This window comes from Paraburkholderia dilworthii (assembly GCF_000472525.1).
In the GTDB taxonomy this organism is placed as follows: Bacteria; Pseudomonadota; Gammaproteobacteria; order Burkholderiales; family Burkholderiaceae; genus Paraburkholderia; species Paraburkholderia dilworthii.
Map to the genome: position 1 here is coordinate 61,109 of NZ_AWZT01000035.1, position 16,261 is coordinate 77,369.

General features: G+C 61.4%; 12 protein-coding genes and 1 pseudogene. 3 read left to right on the forward strand and 10 right to left on the reverse strand.

Features of this window, described 5'->3' with window-relative positions; genetic code table 11:
- Positions 1–19: 19 nt before the first annotated feature.
- From mraY to coq7, 8 genes are all read right to left on the reverse strand, one after another.
- On the reverse strand, positions 20–1,189 hold the full coding sequence (gene mraY / locus F759_RS0125300; RefSeq protein ID WP_027802328.1) for a phospho-N-acetylmuramoyl-pentapeptide-transferase: 1,170 nt from the start codon (positions 1,187–1,189) through the stop codon (positions 20–22).
- Positions 1,190–1,206: 17 nt separating this feature from the next.
- Positions 1,207–2,634, reverse strand: coding sequence for a UDP-N-acetylmuramoyl-tripeptide--D-alanyl-D-alanine ligase (locus tag F759_RS0125305; protein ID WP_027802329.1), 1,428 nt, complete (start codon positions 2,632–2,634; stop codon positions 1,207–1,209).
- On the reverse strand, positions 2,631–4,202 hold the full coding sequence (locus F759_RS0125310; protein ID WP_027802330.1) for a UDP-N-acetylmuramoyl-L-alanyl-D-glutamate--2,6-diaminopimelate ligase: 1,572 nt from the start codon (positions 4,200–4,202) through the stop codon (positions 2,631–2,633). The genes F759_RS0125305 and F759_RS0125310 overlap by 4 nt, the downstream gene beginning before the upstream one ends.
- Positions 4,199–6,064, reverse strand: coding sequence for a peptidoglycan D,D-transpeptidase FtsI family protein (locus F759_RS0125315; RefSeq protein ID WP_027802331.1), 1,866 nt, complete (start codon positions 6,062–6,064; stop codon positions 4,199–4,201). The genes F759_RS0125310 and F759_RS0125315 overlap by 4 nt, the downstream gene beginning before the upstream one ends.
- A complete protein-coding gene (gene ftsL, locus F759_RS0125320; RefSeq protein WP_027802332.1) occupies positions 6,061–6,411 on the reverse strand; it encodes a cell division protein FtsL in 351 nt (116 codons plus the stop codon). Before ftsL ends, F759_RS0125315 begins: the two co-directional genes overlap by 4 nt.
- The gene (rsmH, locus tag F759_RS0125325) at positions 6,408–7,361 is read right to left on the reverse strand and encodes a 16S rRNA (cytosine(1402)-N(4))-methyltransferase RsmH (RefSeq protein WP_084534338.1); all 954 of its coding nucleotides are present in this window, start codon (positions 7,359–7,361) and stop codon (positions 6,408–6,410) included. The genes ftsL and rsmH overlap by 4 nt, the downstream gene beginning before the upstream one ends.
- A gap of 15 nt (positions 7,362–7,376) precedes the next feature.
- Complete coding sequence (gene mraZ, locus F759_RS0125330) at positions 7,377–7,805, reverse strand: division/cell wall cluster transcriptional repressor MraZ (RefSeq protein WP_027802334.1); 429 nt, start codon at positions 7,803–7,805, stop codon at positions 7,377–7,379.
- 430 nt (positions 7,806–8,235) lie between these two features.
- Positions 8,236–8,874 (reverse strand): 2-polyprenyl-3-methyl-6-methoxy-1,4-benzoquinone monooxygenase, encoded by a 639-nt coding sequence (gene coq7 / locus F759_RS0125335; protein ID WP_027802335.1) that lies wholly within the window; start codon positions 8,872–8,874, stop codon positions 8,236–8,238.
- A 302-nt stretch (positions 8,875–9,176) separates the two neighbouring features.
- On the opposite strand from coq7, the gene F759_RS0125340 reads away from it, so the two are divergent.
- The gene (locus tag F759_RS0125340) at positions 9,177–10,373 is read left to right on the forward strand and encodes a porin (RefSeq protein ID WP_027802336.1); all 1,197 of its coding nucleotides are present in this window, start codon (positions 9,177–9,179) and stop codon (positions 10,371–10,373) included.
- 210 nt (positions 10,374–10,583) lie between these two features.
- Here F759_RS0125340 and F759_RS0125345 read toward each other — a convergent pair whose 3' ends face one another.
- Positions 10,584–12,257, reverse strand: a complete 1,674-nt coding sequence (locus F759_RS0125345; RefSeq protein WP_027802337.1) for a long-chain fatty acid--CoA ligase — start codon at positions 12,255–12,257, stop codon at positions 10,584–10,586.
- A 155-nt stretch (positions 12,258–12,412) separates the two neighbouring features.
- Positions 12,413–14,491 (reverse strand): molybdopterin-containing oxidoreductase family protein, encoded by a 2,079-nt coding sequence (locus F759_RS0125350; protein ID WP_027802338.1) that lies wholly within the window; start codon positions 14,489–14,491, stop codon positions 12,413–12,415.
- A 174-nt stretch (positions 14,492–14,665) separates the two neighbouring features.
- Between F759_RS0125350 and F759_RS0125355 the strand changes: the two genes are divergently transcribed.
- Together F759_RS0125355 and F759_RS41230 are read left to right on the forward strand one after the other, a co-directional pair.
- Positions 14,666–15,862 carry a M20 aminoacylase family protein gene (locus F759_RS0125355; RefSeq protein WP_027802339.1) on the forward strand — a complete coding sequence of 399 codons (1,197 nt, stop codon included), beginning with the start codon at positions 14,666–14,668 and terminating at the stop codon, positions 15,860–15,862.
- 30 nt (positions 15,863–15,892) lie between these two features.
- A pseudogene (locus tag F759_RS41230) lies at positions 15,893–16,087 on the forward strand (lipocalin family protein); the annotation flags it as partial.
- Positions 16,088–16,261 lie beyond the last annotated feature (174 nt).

The following is a 16,261-nucleotide window of genomic DNA, read 5'->3' on the forward strand; positions in this document are numbered from 1 at the left end:
TTCCTTTAATGCCCGCTGCTTAACGCAGTTTGAGCGTGGACAATCCGAACAGACACAACATCAACGTGATGATCCAGAAACGCACGACCACCTGCGTTTCCTTCCAACCCGACAATTCGAAATGGTGGTGCAGCGGCGCCATCTTGAAGAGACGCCGCCCTTCGCCGAAACGGCGCTTGGTGAATTTGAACCACGCCACCTGCAACATTACGGAGAGCGTTTCCGCGACGAAAATGCCGCCCATGATGAAAAGCACGATTTCCTGACGCACGATCACCGCGACGGTGCCGAGCGCGCCGCCGAGCGCGAGCGCGCCGACATCGCCCATGAACATTTGCGCCGGGTGCGTGTTGAACCAGAGGAACGCGAGGCCCGCGCCGCCCATCGCGGAACAGAAAATCAGCAACTCGCCCGCGCCGGCGATATGCGGGAACAACAGATACTTCGAGTAGACCGAGCTGCCCATCACGTAAGCGAACACGCCGAGCGATGCGCCGACCAGCACGACCGGCATGATCACGAGGCCGTCGAGCCCGTCAGTGAGATTGACCGCGTTGCTCGCGCCGACGATCACCAGATACGTCAGCACGATGAAGCCCCATACGCCGAGCGGATAGCTGATCGACTTGACGAACGGCAGCATCAGGTCGGCGCGCGCGGGCAAGCCCATCGACAAACCGCTGCGCACCCACGCCATGAACAGGTCGAACACGCGCACATTGCTCGCCTCCGACACGCTGAACGCCAGATACACCGCGGCGAACAGACCAATCACCGACTGCCAGAAATACTTTTCGCGCGACGACATGCCGCGCGGATCTTTGTAGACGACCTTGCGGTAATCGTCGACCCAGCCGATCACGCCGAAGCCGAACGTGACGAGCATCACGATCCAGATAAAACGATTGGTCAGATCGGCCCACAACAGCGTAGCCACAGCGATGCCGAGCAGAATCAGCACACCGCCCATTGTCGGCGTGCCGGATTTCACCAGATGCGATTGCGGACCGTCTTTGCGGACCGCCTGACCGACCTTCATGGCGGTCAGCTTGCGAATCACCGCCGGGCCGCAGACGAGCCCGATCAGCAGCGCGGTGATGGTGGCCATCACCGCGCGGAAAGTCAGATAACTGAACACGCGCAAGAAGCTTGCGTCATTCTGCAGCCATTGCGCCAGCGCCAGTAGCATGCTTCGGTCCTTCTATTTCAGTGTGCGGCGGGCGTACTGCCCGCTGCGTTGGGTTGTGGACTCGTAACGGCGTCCACCACGCGCTCCATCTGCATGAAGCGCGAGCCTTTCACGAGAAGCGTTGCAGCCGCGCCGAAACCGGCCTGCTGCAATTGCGCGACCAGCGTGCCGACGTCGGCAACGTGATGCGCGTTGGCGCCATACGCGGTGCAGGCGTCGCGCGACGCATCGCCCATTGCGTACAGCGCGTCGATACCACGCTCTTTGGCGTATGCGCCGATTTCGCGGTGAAATGCCGGACCGTTGTCGCCGACTTCGCCCATATCGCCCATCACCAGCACGCGCGGCGAAGCGTGCGATGCGAGCACGTCGATTGCGGCGCGCATCGAATCGGGATTGGCGTTGTACGTGTCGTCGATCACCGTCGCGCCGGCGAGCGTACCGAGCGCGGCGTGCTTGACCTGCAAGCGGCCTTTCACCGCGCCGAAAGATTCGAGGCCGCGCTTGATCGCGTCGAGCGAAACGCCCGCAGCGAGCGCCGCCGAAGTCGCGGCCAATGCGTTGTGCGCGTTGTGATTGCCCAGCACTTGCAGCGTGACCTCGACGTGGCCTTGCGGTGTGTCGATGCTCAGGGACATGCCGTCGAATGTGCCAGTGACTGCGGCCTGCGTGCTGCGTCCCGCAGAATTCAGCGCGAAATCCATGATCCGGTTGCCGGTGGCGGCCACGCGCCAGATGCTTGCGTACGCATCGTCCGCGGGAAAGACAGCGACGCCTTCCGGGTTCAGCGCGTGAATGACGCTCGCATGTTCGAGCGCGACGGCCTCGACGGTCGCCATGAATTCCTGATGCTCGCGCTGCGCGTTGTTCACCACGGCGACCGTCGGCTCCGCGATCTTCGCGAGCAACGACGTTTCCCCGGGATGATTCATGCCAAGTTCGACCACCGCCAATTCGTGCGCGGCGTGCAGACGGAACAGCGTGAGCGGCAAGCCGATATCGTTATTGAAGTTGCCCGCAGTCGCGAGCCGTGCATCGGCGCCAACAGCGGCAGCGAAGATCGACGCGATCATTTCCTTGACCGTGGTCTTGCCGTTGCTTCCGGTCACGGCGACGAGCGGCATGCTGAACTTGCGACGCCAGCCGCGAGCGAGTGCGCCCAAACCCACGCGCGTATCGGTCACGCGCAGCGCCGGCACGTTCCAACCTTGCGGCGTGCGCGAGACGAGCGCCGCCGTGACATTGCGCGCTGCGATGTCGGAAAGGAAGTCGTGCGCGTCGAAACGCTCACCCTTGATCGCGACGAACAGATCGCCCGGACCCGCGCTGCGGCTATCGGTCGACACGCGTTCGAACGTAACGCTGTCGTCGCCGAGTACGGTTGCGCCCGGGATCAGCGCCGCGGCTTCACGCAGCGAGAACATCACATTGCCTTGCCCGCTCATTCGCCACCTCCGCGTGCCTGCGTCGCGCGCGCAGCGAGCGCGAGACGGGCGTGATCCTGGTCGGAGAAAGCGCGCTTTTTACCCATGATTTCCTGTGTCGCTTCGTGCCCCTTGCCGGCCAGCACGATGACGTCTTCGCGCGCGGCGCTGCGGATCGCCTGAAGGATCGCGCTCGCGCGGTCTTCGATGCGGCGCGCTTTCGACGCGTCTTTCATTCCCGCTGCGATTTGCTCGATGATCGATTGCGGATCTTCGCTGCGCGGGTTGTCGCTCGTGACCACGACGCCGTCCGCGATCTTCTCGGCGATTGCGCCCATCAACGGACGCTTGGTCGCGTCGCGGTCGCCACCGCAGCCGAACATGCAAATGAGTTCGCCGCCGCGCGCGGCCGCCATCGGGCGCAGCGCTTGCAACGTTTTTTCGAGCGCGTCCGGCGTGTGCGCGTAGTCGATCACGACGAGTGGCTCGTCGTTCTGCAAGCGGCCGCCAAGGCGTTCCATGCGGCCGTTCACCGACTCGAGCTTCGCCAGTTGGGCGAGCGCCGCGTCGAACGGCGCGTCGGCGGCAAGCAAGGCGCCAAGCACGCCGAGCAGATTGCTCACGTTGAACGCACCGAGCGTTTGCACTTCGACGTCGGCCTTGCCCCAATCGGACGTGCTTAGATGGAACGCGGTGCCCGTTGCGGTCGCCCGCACGTTCGATGCGAGCAACCACGCGTCGGCTTGCGGCGCGTTTTGCTGTGCACTTTGCGACGCGTCTTGCAACGCGGAGTCGAGGCCGTAAGCGATGGTGCGCGCGTGACCTTGCGTGCTGGCAAGCAAACGGCGGCCGGCCGCGTCGTCGCGATTGATCACCGCCGCGCGCAGTTCCGGCCACGCGAAAAGACGCGCCTTCGCCGCTTCATACGCTTCGAACGTGCGGTGATAGTCCAGATGGTCTTGCGTGAGATTCGTGAACACGGCGATGTCGAACGCGGTGCCGTTCACGCGCCCCTGATGCAGCGCGTGCGACGACACTTCCATCGCCACTGCGCGCGCGCCGGCGTCGCGCAACTGCGCGAGACTGCGCTGCAATTGCGGCGCGTCGGGTGTCGTGAAGCCGGTGTGCACGAGTTGTCCCGGCAAGCCGGTGCCGAGCGTGCCGATGATCGCGCAACGTGTGCCGAGCGCGGTCAGCGCCGCGGAAATCCACTGACTGCACGAAGTCTTGCCGTTCGTGCCAGTGATGCCGACCGTCAGCATGTTGTCGCTCGGATCGTTGTACCAGGCACTCGCGAGTGCGCCGGCGAGCTCGTTCAACGCCGGCACGGCCAGCGTGATGGACGGATCGAGCGGGCCGCTAAAGCCTTCCGGCTGGAGGAGCACTGCGGCGGCGCCGCGCTCTATCGCGCCGGAGATAAACGGACGGTTGTCCGCGCCATCCACCGCGTAGGCGAAGAACGCGTCGCCAGCCGCGAGCGAACGCGTGTCGGCATGCACATGCGCGCCTGGCTGCACGCGAGCGCGCAGCCAGTTCAACGCTTCGGCGATCTGCCGATGCGCCGGATGATTGTTGCGCAGCGCGCTCATCGAACGACTCCCGGATGGCTCTTCGCATTCGTGGAAATCGTCATCTTCTTAGCGCCGGCGTTGGTCGAAATCTTCTTCGCCGCGGACGGCGCGGGCGTTGCGGAAGGCGCGGCAGATGCGGAATCGTCCGATACCACCATCTGCTTCACCGGCATTTGCGGCGGCACGTTCAGCGAGCGCAACGTATCGCCGACGATGCTTGAGAACACCGGTCCCGACACCTGGCCGCCGAAGTGACTGCCCGCAGTCGGCTCGTCGACCGACACTGCGACGACGATGCGCGGGTTGGGCATCGGCGCCATGCCGACAAAGGACGCGCGATACTTCGAGTGGTCGTAACCGTGCGGACCGTGCTTGTATGCCGTACCGCTCTTGCCGCCGACGCGATAGCCCGGCACCGCCGCGTCCGGCGACGTGCCGCCCGGCGAGACGACGGTTTCGAGCATCGCGCGCACTTCGCGGGCGGTGGTCGGCGAAAAGATTTGCGGCCCTGTAGCCGGTTGGTCGACAGGCGTGCGGAAAATCGACACCGGCATGATCTGACCGTCGTGTGCGATGGCGGTATATGCGCGCCCCAACTGGAATAGCGACACCGACAGGCCGTAGCCGTACGACATGGTCGCCTGCTCGATGCGGCGCCAGCTCTTCCACGGACGCAGCCGTCCCGCCGCCGCCCCGGGGAAACCGACCTTCGGCGCCTGCCCGAGACCGATGCTCGTATACATATTCCACATCTCTTCGGGCTTGAGCTGCATCGCGATCTTCGTCGCGCCGATGTTGCTCGACTTCTGGATCACGCCGCCAACGGTCAGGACACCGAACGCGCTGTCGTCGGTAATCGGCGCACCGTCAAGCACGAAGCGGCCGCCGCCTGTATCAACCAGTGTAGTCGGCGTGACGCGGTGCAGATCGAGCGCGAGCGACACCGTGAACGGCTTCATGATCGAGCCCGGCTCGAACGTGTCGGTCAGAATGCGGTTGCGAAGCTGGTCGCCGGTCAGGTGTGAACGGTCGTTCGGGTTGTACGTGGGGTAATTGACGAGCGCGAGCACTTCGCCGGTCCGCACGTCGATCACCATCGCCGCGCCGGCCTTCGCCTTGAATTTTTCGACCGCCGCTTTCAGGTTCGTATACGCGATGTACTGGATTTTGCTGTCGATCGACAGATCCACGTCTTGGCCGTTATGCGGCACGACCTGCTCGTCCACGTCCTCGATGATGTGGCCCATGCGGTCCTTGATCACCCGGCGGCTGCCGGACATGCCCGCGAGCAGCTTCTGATCGCCGAGCTCGACGCCTTCCTGGCCTTCGTCCTCGACGTTCGTGAAGCCGATCAGGTGAGCGGTGATCTCGCCTTCCGGATAGAAGCGCTTGTATTCGTCGCGCGCGTAAATGCCTGGGATGTCGAGCGCCTTCACCTTCTCGGCGATGTCGACCGGCACCTGGCGTTTCACGTACACAAAGTTCTTGTCTTCCGAGAGCTTCCTGCGCAATTCCTTGTCGGTCATGCCGAGCAGTTTGCCCAGCGCGCCGAGCTTGTCGGCGCCGAGATCGTCCGGAACCGATTCGGGGATCGCCCAGATGGCGCGCACCGGCAGACTCGTGGCCAGCACGAGACCGTTACGGTCGAGAATCTTGCCGCGCGTGGCCGGGAGTTCGAGGCGACGCTGGTAACGGATTTCGCCTTGTTTCTGATAGAACGCGTTGCCGGGGCCCTGAATCCAGAAAGCGCGTGCGGTAAGCGCGACGAACGCCATGAAGAGCATGAACACGACGAGCTTCGAGCGCCACATCGGCAGGCGCACTGACAGGATCGGGTTGGCCGAGAAGGCGACGCTCTTGCGGGCTGACGATTTTTTCATCGCACGCCTCCGCTACGGCTCGCGGCCGGCGCGGATGCCGGACCGGAAGTCGGGATCGGCGCGTCTTCAGCCTTCGCGGCGCCCGGGTCGAGCGTCAGATATTGCGTGCGGCCGGTCGTGACCGACTGCATCTTCAGCGACGCGGTGGCGATCTGCTCGATGCGCGACGTTTTGGACAGCGCGCTCTGCTGATATTGAAGTTGCGAATAGTCCTGCTGCAACTGGCGCTCCTGCGATTGGGCGCGCTGCAACTGGATAAAGATCTGGCGCTGCTGATTGGTGGCGTTGACGACAGACAAGGCACATCCCATCACGATCATCAGCAGGAAGATGTTGAGGCGATTCATGGTGCGATTCGCTCCGCCACGCGCATCACGGCAGAACGGGCGCGCGGATTCGCGGCGACTTCAGCGTCGCTCGCAAACACGCGGCCGATGATTTTGAGCGGGGGACTCGGCAGATCGACGGCACGAATCGGCAGACGACGATCGACCGTCGGCGTACTTGCGTGCGCCTGCATGAATCGCTTGACGATCCGGTCTTCGAGCGAATGAAAGCTGATGACCACCAGCCGCCCCCCTTGCTCCAACAGCGACAACGCTGCTTCTAAAACGACTTGCAGCTCCGCAAGCTCTTGATTGATGTGAATCCGTATAGCCTGAAAGGTGCGGGTTGCCGGATCCTTGCCCTTCTCACGGGTTTTGACGACGTTAGCCACGATTTGGGCAAGCTCGCCCGTGCTGACGAGAGGCCCAAGACGGTCGGACTCTGCCCGGCGAGCAACAAGCGCCTTTGCAATCTGAAAAGCAAACCGTTCTTCCCCATAATCTCGTATCACCTCCGTCAGTTCCTGCACCGTGGCCCGCGCCAGCCAGTCAGCGGCAGACTCGCCGCGCGTCGGGTCCATCCGCATGTCGAGCGGGCCGTCGGCGCGGAAACTGAAACCCCGCTCCGGGTCGTCGACTTGCGGCGACGACACGCCCAGATCCAGCAAAACACCCGACACCCGTTCAATCCCGCGCTCCGCAACTGCGGAGCGCAGTGAAGCAAAACTCTCGTGCACGATGCCAAAGCGCGGATCGGCGATCTGTTGCGCGGTGGCGATCGCGAGCGGGTCTTTGTCGAAAGCGATCAGACGCCCCGACTCGCTCAGCTTCTCCAGTACCAGCCGGCTATGACCGCCGCGCCCGAACGTGCCGTCCACGTACACGCCGTCCGCACGTGTGACGAGCGCCTCTACCGCTTCTTCCAGCAGCACCGTGCGATGCTGCAATTCGTTTCTCATCGCAGGTGCCATATATGTAAGCCGCGATCAGAACGTGAAATTCTTCAACGCTTCGGGCATGCCCTCGGCGATCGCCGCCTGTTCCTTCGCGGCGTAAATCTGTGCGTCCCATAACTCGAAGTGACGCCCCATGCCGAGCAAGGTCACTTCTTTTTCCAGCGTGCCGGCCGCGCGCAACTCCGGCGACACGAGCACGCGGCCCGCGCCGTCCATGTCCACGTCCATTGCATTGCCGAGGAAAATGCGCTTCCACCACGCCGCGTTCATGGGAAGCTTGTCGACTTTGTCGCGGAAGATTTCCCACTCCGGGCGCGGAAAGAGCAACAGGCAGCCGTCAGGGTGCTTGGTGATCGTCACCCGGCCCTCTGCCTGTGTTTGCAGCGCATCCCGATAGCGGGACGGAATCGACATCCGTCCTTTCGCATCGAGAGTCAGCGCCGACGCCCCTTGGAACACTTCGCTCTCCCTCTTGACCAGCGCCGTTGCGCTGGTTGCCCGATTCGTAAAAATCTACCCGAAACCGCGTGTCAGATCACACAAAAATACACTTTCTCACACTGTCTCCCACTTTAGAGGAACGCTAAACAGGGGTCAAGGGAGACAGACCGTTTTCGAGCGAATTTTGTTTGTAAGAACAAGGACTTAGCGCGACTCCTTCACGTCAGACGTAAAACGGAAAACCGTTATAAATGAAAGGGCTACTGACGCTTGTGAAGGTGATACGTGAAAAGTGCGAGCGAAAGGCGCTGTTCGTCAGCGATCGCGATGGGTGTCTGGAAGGTGTTTGGCGGGGTTTTCGGAGCTGATAGCGGACGACGCGCACGGCGTCGTCCCACTCACGGCAGCTGCGGAGGGTTGCAGCAGTCAAACCGACGTCTGCGGTTTCTTATATGTAGTAGGCCGTGCGAGTCATCACTTTCGACATGGCGCGCATTAACGCGCGCACCGGGAACGGTAACTCGATGCCGCCGGCGTCCATTGCGGCCTTTCCATGCTCGGCTTCGTCGATTCGCATCTGCTCGACAATGGCACGCGACTCGCGGTCGGCGGCAGGCAAACGGTCCATGTGGCTATCGAGATGCTGTTCGACCTGGCGCTCGGTTTCCGCCATGAAGCCCAGACTGACGCGGTCGCCCAGGCGTCCGGCTGCAAGGCCGATAGCGAGTGCGCCTGCATACCAGAGCGGATTGAGCAGACTCGGACGCGAGTCCAATGCCTCCAGACGTTTAGCGGTCCATGCGAGGTGATCTTCTTCCTCGACTGCGGCGCGATCGAACACCGTCCGCAGCGATGGCGACCTGGTCGCCAGCTTCTGCGCCTGGTAGAGCGCCTGCGCGCAGACTTCACCCACGTGATTCACGCGCATGAGGCCTGCGGAGTGAGCACGTTCGGCGGGAGATAATTCGGGCACTTCCGCGTGAGCCGCCAATTCTTGCGGAACTGGCAAAGGACGGCTCATGCGCGACACCCCAGTCATTGAGCGTAAACCCCGATCAAATTCAGTAATCAACTCGTCCAGAAACATTCGGTACTCCCTGATTCGACAACTGGCTCCCCGCACCGCGCGCCCCATACAGCAAGGCTTTTCGAAGAAAAATGCGGGCCGCGGCGAGGTCTGATTCAGCTGTCTGACGCATCAAAATTTCGATTCTAGATCATGTTGCGTAAACGAAACAGGACCCTTCCTGGCGACCTCCTTTTTCTTTGTGCCATGTAGCCATTTTGTTACATTACGTGCAACTTCTCGCGAAGTTGGACAAGCAAGGCCTCAACGCTACATAAATATTCGCCTTGTACAAAAGATTCGTAATCCTTGGAGATCATTCGATGAAAAAGTCGCTTCTCGCTCTCGCAGCACTGGGCGCATTCGCAGGCGTCGCACATGCTCAGAGCAGCGTGACCCTGTACGGTATCATTGACGAAGGCTTCAACATCAACACCAACTCGGGCGGCAAGCACCTGTACAACCTGTCCAGCGGTGTTATGCAAGGCTCGCGTTTCGGCCTGCGTGGCACGGAAGATCTGGGCGGCGGTCTGAAGGCCATCTTCGTGTTGGAAAACGGCTTTGACGTGAACAACGGCAAGCTGGGTCAAGGCGGCCTGATGTTCGGTCGTCAAGCTTACGTCGGTCTGTCGAGCCAGTTCGGCACGGTCACGCTGGGTCGTCAGTACGACTCCGTCGTCGACTACGTTGGTCCGCTGGAAGCCGGCGACCAGTGGGGCGGCTACATCGCTGCTCACCCGGGCGACATCGACAACTTCAACAACGCATACCGTACGAACAATACGGTCAAGTACACGAGCGCGGATTACGGCGGCCTGAAGTTCGGCGGCACGTATAGCTTCGGCGGTGTTGCTGGCAACGTTACGTCGAACCAGATCTGGTCGTTGGGCGCTGGCTACAACAACGGTCCGTTGGTTTTGGGCGTCGGTTACTTGAACGCACGTACGCCGGCAGCTTCGGGCGGCCTGTTCAACAACGGCGGCACGATCGCCACGAACACGCCGGCAACCCCGACGGCCGCTGCGAATTTCGCAGTGACCTCGCCGGTCTACGCTGGCTTCTCGTCGGCTAACACGTACCAGGTAATTGGTGCAGGCGGCGCGTACACGTTCGGCGCGGCAACGGTCGGCCTGACGTACTCGAACATCCGCTTCGCGAACCTGGGTGCTTCGTATGCATCGCCGTTCAAGGGTCAGTCGGCTACGTTTAACAACGCGGAAATCAACTTCAAGTACCAGTTGACCCCGGCGTTGCTGGTCGGCGCAGCATACGACTACACGCGCGGCGCGGACATCGCTGGTGCATCGCGTGCCCAGTACCACCAAGGCTCACTGGGCGTGGACTACTTCCTGTCCAAGCGTACCGACGTCTACGTGATCGGCGTTTATCAGCACGCTTTGGGTGACACGCTGACCGCTACTGGCGCAGTGACTTCGGCAAAGGCTGGCATCAACGGCCTGTCGGGCTCGTCGAACCAGAACCAGCTCGCTGCTCGCGTCGGCATCCGTCACAAGTTCTAATAAGTCGTAAAAACGCAGTTTGCCTTAAAGGCGCCTTCGGGCGCCTTTTTTTATGTGTCCGACGAAGCGAGGGGCGCCCTGTGCTTCGCTGTTGGCGACCGCGCGTAAAAAGGCCCGGCAGACCTGTTGTCTGCCGGGCCTTTCTCGTTTTGCCCACTGAGTCCCCGTTATGGGAACTTCAGATGCGCGCCAATCGCATGCGCCCCACGTTCATGCACGCCCGTCGCGCAGCTCGCGACGCAATATCTTGCCGACATTGCTCTTCGGCAGCTCGGTGCGGAATTCGACGATCTTCGGCCGCTTATAGCCGGTTAGCTGCTGCTTGCAGTAGGCGAAAATGTCCGCGTCGGTCAACGCCTCGTCCTTTCTGACCACGAACAACTTCACTGCCTCACCTGAATGCTGATCCGGCACGCCGACCGCGGCCACTTCGAATACACCGGGCAGCTTCGCGACCACGTCTTCGATCTCGTTCGGATAGACGTTGAAGCCGGAAACCAGAATCATGTCCTTCTTGCGGTCGACGATTTTCACGAAACCGCGCTCGTTCATGAAACCCACATCGCCCGATTTGAAGAAGCCGTCCGACGTCATAACTTTGGCCGTTTCATCGGGCCGGTTCCAATAGCCAGCCATGACTTGCGGGCCACGAATGCAGATCTCGCCCGGTTGCCCAAGCGGGACTTCGTTGCCCTCGTCGTCGCGGATCGAGATTTCGGTCGACGGCAAGGGTAAGCCGATCGTGCCGCTATATTCCGTTACCGTGACCGGATTGCACGTGACGCACGGCGAGGTTTCGGACAAGCCATAGCCCTCGATGATCGGCGTACGCGTATGCTCGAACCAGCGCTTCGCGACAGCCTCCTGGACCGCCATGCCTCCGCCGTTGGCCGCGATCAGTTTGGAAAAATCGAGCTTGTGGAAGTCAGGGCTGTTCAACATCGCGTTGTAGAGCGTGTTGACTGCGGGGATTGTCGTGATCGGATAACCTTCCAGCGCTTTGACCATGCCGGGAATATCGCGTGGATTCGGGATCAGCACGCCCAAGCCTCCCGTGCGAATCGTCAGCAGCCCGCACACAGTCAGCGCGAAAACGTGATAAAGCGGCAGCGCCACGACGGTAATGAACTGCTCGATGTCCGTGCGGTTAGCGCGAACCGGATCGAGCCAGATTTCCGATTGCAGCACGTTGGCGATCAGATTCCGGTGCAGCAGCGTTGCGCCCTTGGCGACGCCTGTCGTGCCGCCGGTGTACTGGAGGAACGCAACATCGTCGGGGCCTTGCTGGACAGGTTTGAACGTCTGACGCCCGCCTTGCGCGATCGCGGCGTTGAACTGGATGTGGCCGGGCAAGCTCCAGGCCGGCACCATCTTCTTCACCCGGCGCACGACGAAGTTCACCACAGCGCCTTTGACGCCCATCAGATCGCCCATTGCGGCGACCACGATATGCTTGATTGCAGTGTTACGCACAACTGCCTGCAATGTGACGGCGAAGTTCTCGAGCAGGATGATTGCTTCGGCGCCGCTGTCCTTCAACTGATGCTCGAGCTCGCGCGGCGTGTACAGCGGGTTGACGTTCACAACCACGTAACCCGCGCGCAGGATCGCTGCAATCGCTACCGGATATTGCAGCACGTTGGGCATCATGATCGCGATGCGAGCGCCGCGCGCAAGTCCCTTCGACTGAAACCACGCGGCCAGCTTGCGCGAGAGCGCGTCGAGTTCGCCGTAGCTGATCTCTTTCCCCATGCACACGAACGCCGGCTTGTCGCGGTGCTCGCGGAATGCCTCCTCAAGCAGTTCAGCGACGGACGAATAGCGGGATGGGTCGATCTCTGCGGGAACGCCGGGCGGGTAAGATTTCAGCCATATTTTATCCATGCAGCGTCTCCTTCTTTATTTTCGAATGGTCGTGCTAAAAACGCATCGTAGCATGGGGCTCTCTGCGGCATTCGCGAAAAACGGCGTGGTTAGACTGCTGCCTCGAACCTTCAAACGCCTTTGCGGCGAAGCTTGCGAGAGATGAAAAGCGAGCGTCAGACGCGCTCAACTTCGACGAGGCAGTCGTAGAAAGTTGCAGAGCCACCAAGATCGGTCAGCGCCTGGCTCGTGACCTGATTTGCGTTGCGGCCATCGGGCGCGAGTTTCTTCCACCAGATCGAGAGGCCGACCACGAGGCCCTGACGCGCCCGGTCGGTGACGCGGGCGCGAGCCTGCATCGAGCCGCGGTCGTTGAAAATGCGCACTTGGTCACCGTCGACGATATTCCGCGATTCAGCGTCCGCCGGATGGATATCCAGATGCGGCTCGCCTTCGGTCGACCGTAGACTTTCAACGTTGACGAACGTGCTGTTCAGGAAGTTGCGCGCGGGTGGCGAAATCATCGCAAGCGGGTATCGAGCGGCGAGTTCTGGCGCGAACTCCGCGGATTCGTAGGGCGGCAGATAATCCGGAAGCGGATCCAGCCCTTGTTGCGCGAGCCGCGCACTGTAGAACTCGCATTTGCCCGAGGGCGTGCGAAACCCGCCCTTCGCAAAAGGCGCGTCGGGGAGGTTTAGCTTTGCCCAGCCGGTTTGTTTGAGCATCTCCCAATCGACGCCAGCCAGCGTCTCGTCTTCCCAACGGAATGCACTGCGCGCGACGGCTTCGTCGCTTTCGAACAGCGCAGGCTCGTCAAGCGCCATATGACGCGCCAGGCCGCGGAAAATCTCAGTGTTAGGGCGCGCGTCGCCCACCGGCGGGATTACCGGCATGTTCACCATCACGTGCGTGTGGCCGTATGACTTGTGCACGTCGAGATGCTCGAGTTGAGTGGTGGCAGGCAGGAGCAGGTCCGCATAATCCGCGGTGTCGGTCTGAAAGTGCTCGAGCACGATCGTGAAAACATCCTCGCGTGCGAACCCCGCTGCAACGCGCTCCGAATCAGGTGCGACGGCGACGGGATTCGAGTTATAGACGACGATCGCCTCGATTTTCGGACCGAATGCCGCGTCGCCCGGATGTAGCAACGCGTCGCCGATTGCGTTCATATTGACTTTGCGGCCCGGTTTGCCCGGCCAGCCCGGCATCAGGTCGGGACGCTGCAGCGCATGTGTGTCGATCGGCGCCCATCCGGATGACGACAGCAAGGCGCCACCCGCGCGCTCGCGCCAGGCACCGGTCAGCGACGGCAGGCACGCGATCGCGCGCACGGCGTTGCCGCCACCGCGTACTCTTTGCAGACCATAGTTGACGCGGATCGCTGCTTTCTTTGTGCTGCCGTAAAGTCGCGCGAGGTCGACGATAACCTGTTCGTCAATGCCGCAAATTTTCGCGACGCGCGACGGCGGGTAACCGAGTGCCCGAGCTTTGAGCTCGGCAAAGCCCAATGTATGCGCCGCAATGTACGCGTGATCGAGCAATTCCTCCGAGATCAGCACGTTCATCATGCCGAGCGCTAGCGCGCCGTCCGTACCCGGCTTTAGTGCAATGTGTTGATGGCATTTTTCCGCGGTCAGCGAGCGATAAGGGTCGATTGCAATGAGCCGCGCGCCTCGACGCTTGGCCTCTTGCGCACGCGTCCAGAAGTGCAAATTCGACGCGATCGGATTCGAGCCCCAGATCAGGATGACCTCGCTTTCCTCGAAAAACTCGGTCAGCATGCCGAGGCTCGCGCCATACGTGTACTTCAGGCCTGCCGCACCGGCCGCAGCACAAATCGTGCGATCGAGCTGCGATGCGCCGAGCTTGTGGAAAAATCGTTGCGCGATGCTGTCGCCCTGAACGAGGCCCATCGTGCCTGCATAGCTGTATGGAAGGATGGCTTCGGGCTCGCGCCCCGCGATCTCGGACAGATGCTTCGCGCCCAGCTCGAGCGCTTCTTCCCAGCTAATCGGTTGAAAACGGCCTTCGCCCTTGCGGCCAACGCGCTTCATCGGCGTTGTCAGCCGTTGCGGATGGTGAACGCGCTCAGCGTAGCGACTCACTTTGGTACACAGCACGCCTTGTGTCGGAGGATGGTCCGGGTCGCCGACCACTTTGATTGCGCGCCCGCTCTCCACTATTACTCGCATCGCGCAGGTGTCGGGGCAGTCGTGGGGGCACACGGCGCGAGCGAATTCGGTCGGAGCGTTCATTGGGTAACCATTCAGGTGAGCAGGGGCAACGCCGGATTTTATTACGTCCATCAGCAGTTGCCTGCATGGTGCCGCCAAAAAGCCTTCGGCGTAGAATCGTTAGCATTGCGTCCGGGCGCATATCGCCCGAGCGATCCCCCGTTAGTCAAAGCGCAAGCGCATCGGCACTCCATTATGAAACTGATCCCCGAAATTCAAGCTGGCCACGGAGAAATTCAGACTCTTCGACGAACGATCCACGCCCACCCCGAACTGCGTTACGAAGAAACTGCGACTGCGGATCTGGTCGCCAAAACGCTTGATTCATGGGGGATAGAAACCCATCGTGGGTTGGGCAAGACAGGCGTGGTTGGTGTGCTCAAACGCGGCAATGGCACGCGCTCCATCGGTCTGCGTGCTGACATGGACGCTTTGCCGATTCAGGAACTGAATAGCTTCGAGCATCGATCGAAAAACGACGGGAAAATGCACGCTTGTGGTCACGATGGGCACACAGCGATGCTTCTCGGCGCAGCGCGACATCTTGCGAAGCACGGCGATTTCGACGGCACCATCGTATTCATTTTTCAGCCGGCCGAAGAAGGCGGCGCGGGCGCGCAGGCCATGATCGACGACGGGCTATTCGAGAAATTTCCGGTCGACGCTGTGTTCGGGATCCACAACTGGCCGGGCATGCCTGCGGGAAAATTCGGCGTAAGAGAAGGCCCCATTATGGCCTCGAGCAACGAGTTCCGTATTGAGATCAAGGGCGTCGGCTCACACGCGGCACTACCGCACAATGGGCGCGACCCTGTCTTTACTGCCGTACAGATTGCCAACGGGTTGCAGAGCATCGTCACGCGAAACAAAAAACCGCTCGATACAGCCGTGCTGTCAATCACGCAGATTCACGCTGGCGATGCGGTCAACGTCGTTCCTGATGATGCGTGGCTCGCTGGCACGGTGCGCACTTTTACGACCGAGACGCTCGATCTTATTGAAGCGCGCATGCGCAAAATCGCTGAAAGCACAGCAGAGGCTTACGATTGCTCGGTCGACGTTCATTTCCACAGGAACTACCCGCCTACCATCAACTCCAGTAAAGAGGCCCATTTTGCAGCCGCCGTCATGAAGGAAGTCGTGGGGGCAGAGAACGTCGACGACGCTGTCGAGCCGACGATGGGCGCCGAAGACTTTTCCTTCATGTTACTGGCGAAGCCGGGGTGTTACGCGTTTCTTGGCAACGGGGATGGTGGGCACCGGGAGGCCGGTCACGGCGCGGGGCCGTGCATGCTGCATAACGCAAGTTATGACTTCAACGATGAATTGCTGCCAATCGGCTCGACGTACTGGGTACGGCTTGCGCAGCGATTCTTGGGGCAAGAAAAGTAGGATGGGCGAGTGAAGATTCGCTGACATCTTGCGCTGACATGGCAGATCGATCCGCCGATGGACGATCAGGAACTGGACTCGCGGCGGTCGACCGGCGCGGTGTACTGGGAAGGTGCGGCGCGGGTGAGCCGCGATGGCGCCGCGGCTGGGGCTGGGGTTGAGGCTGGGCGAGGCTATCTGGAACTGACGGGCTACGNGAACGCGCTGCGCATCGGCAGGCAGTGACGGACGACGAGGCTGTGCCTGGCGCCGGTCGATGCGGTTCTATCGCGCCGTAAACGCAGAAACCCCACCGTGTTGGGGTGGGGTTTCTGGTTCTGCTGGGGAGCCTGACGATGACCTACTTTCACACGGGCAATCCGCACTATCATCGGCGTGGAGTCGTTTCACGGTCCTGTT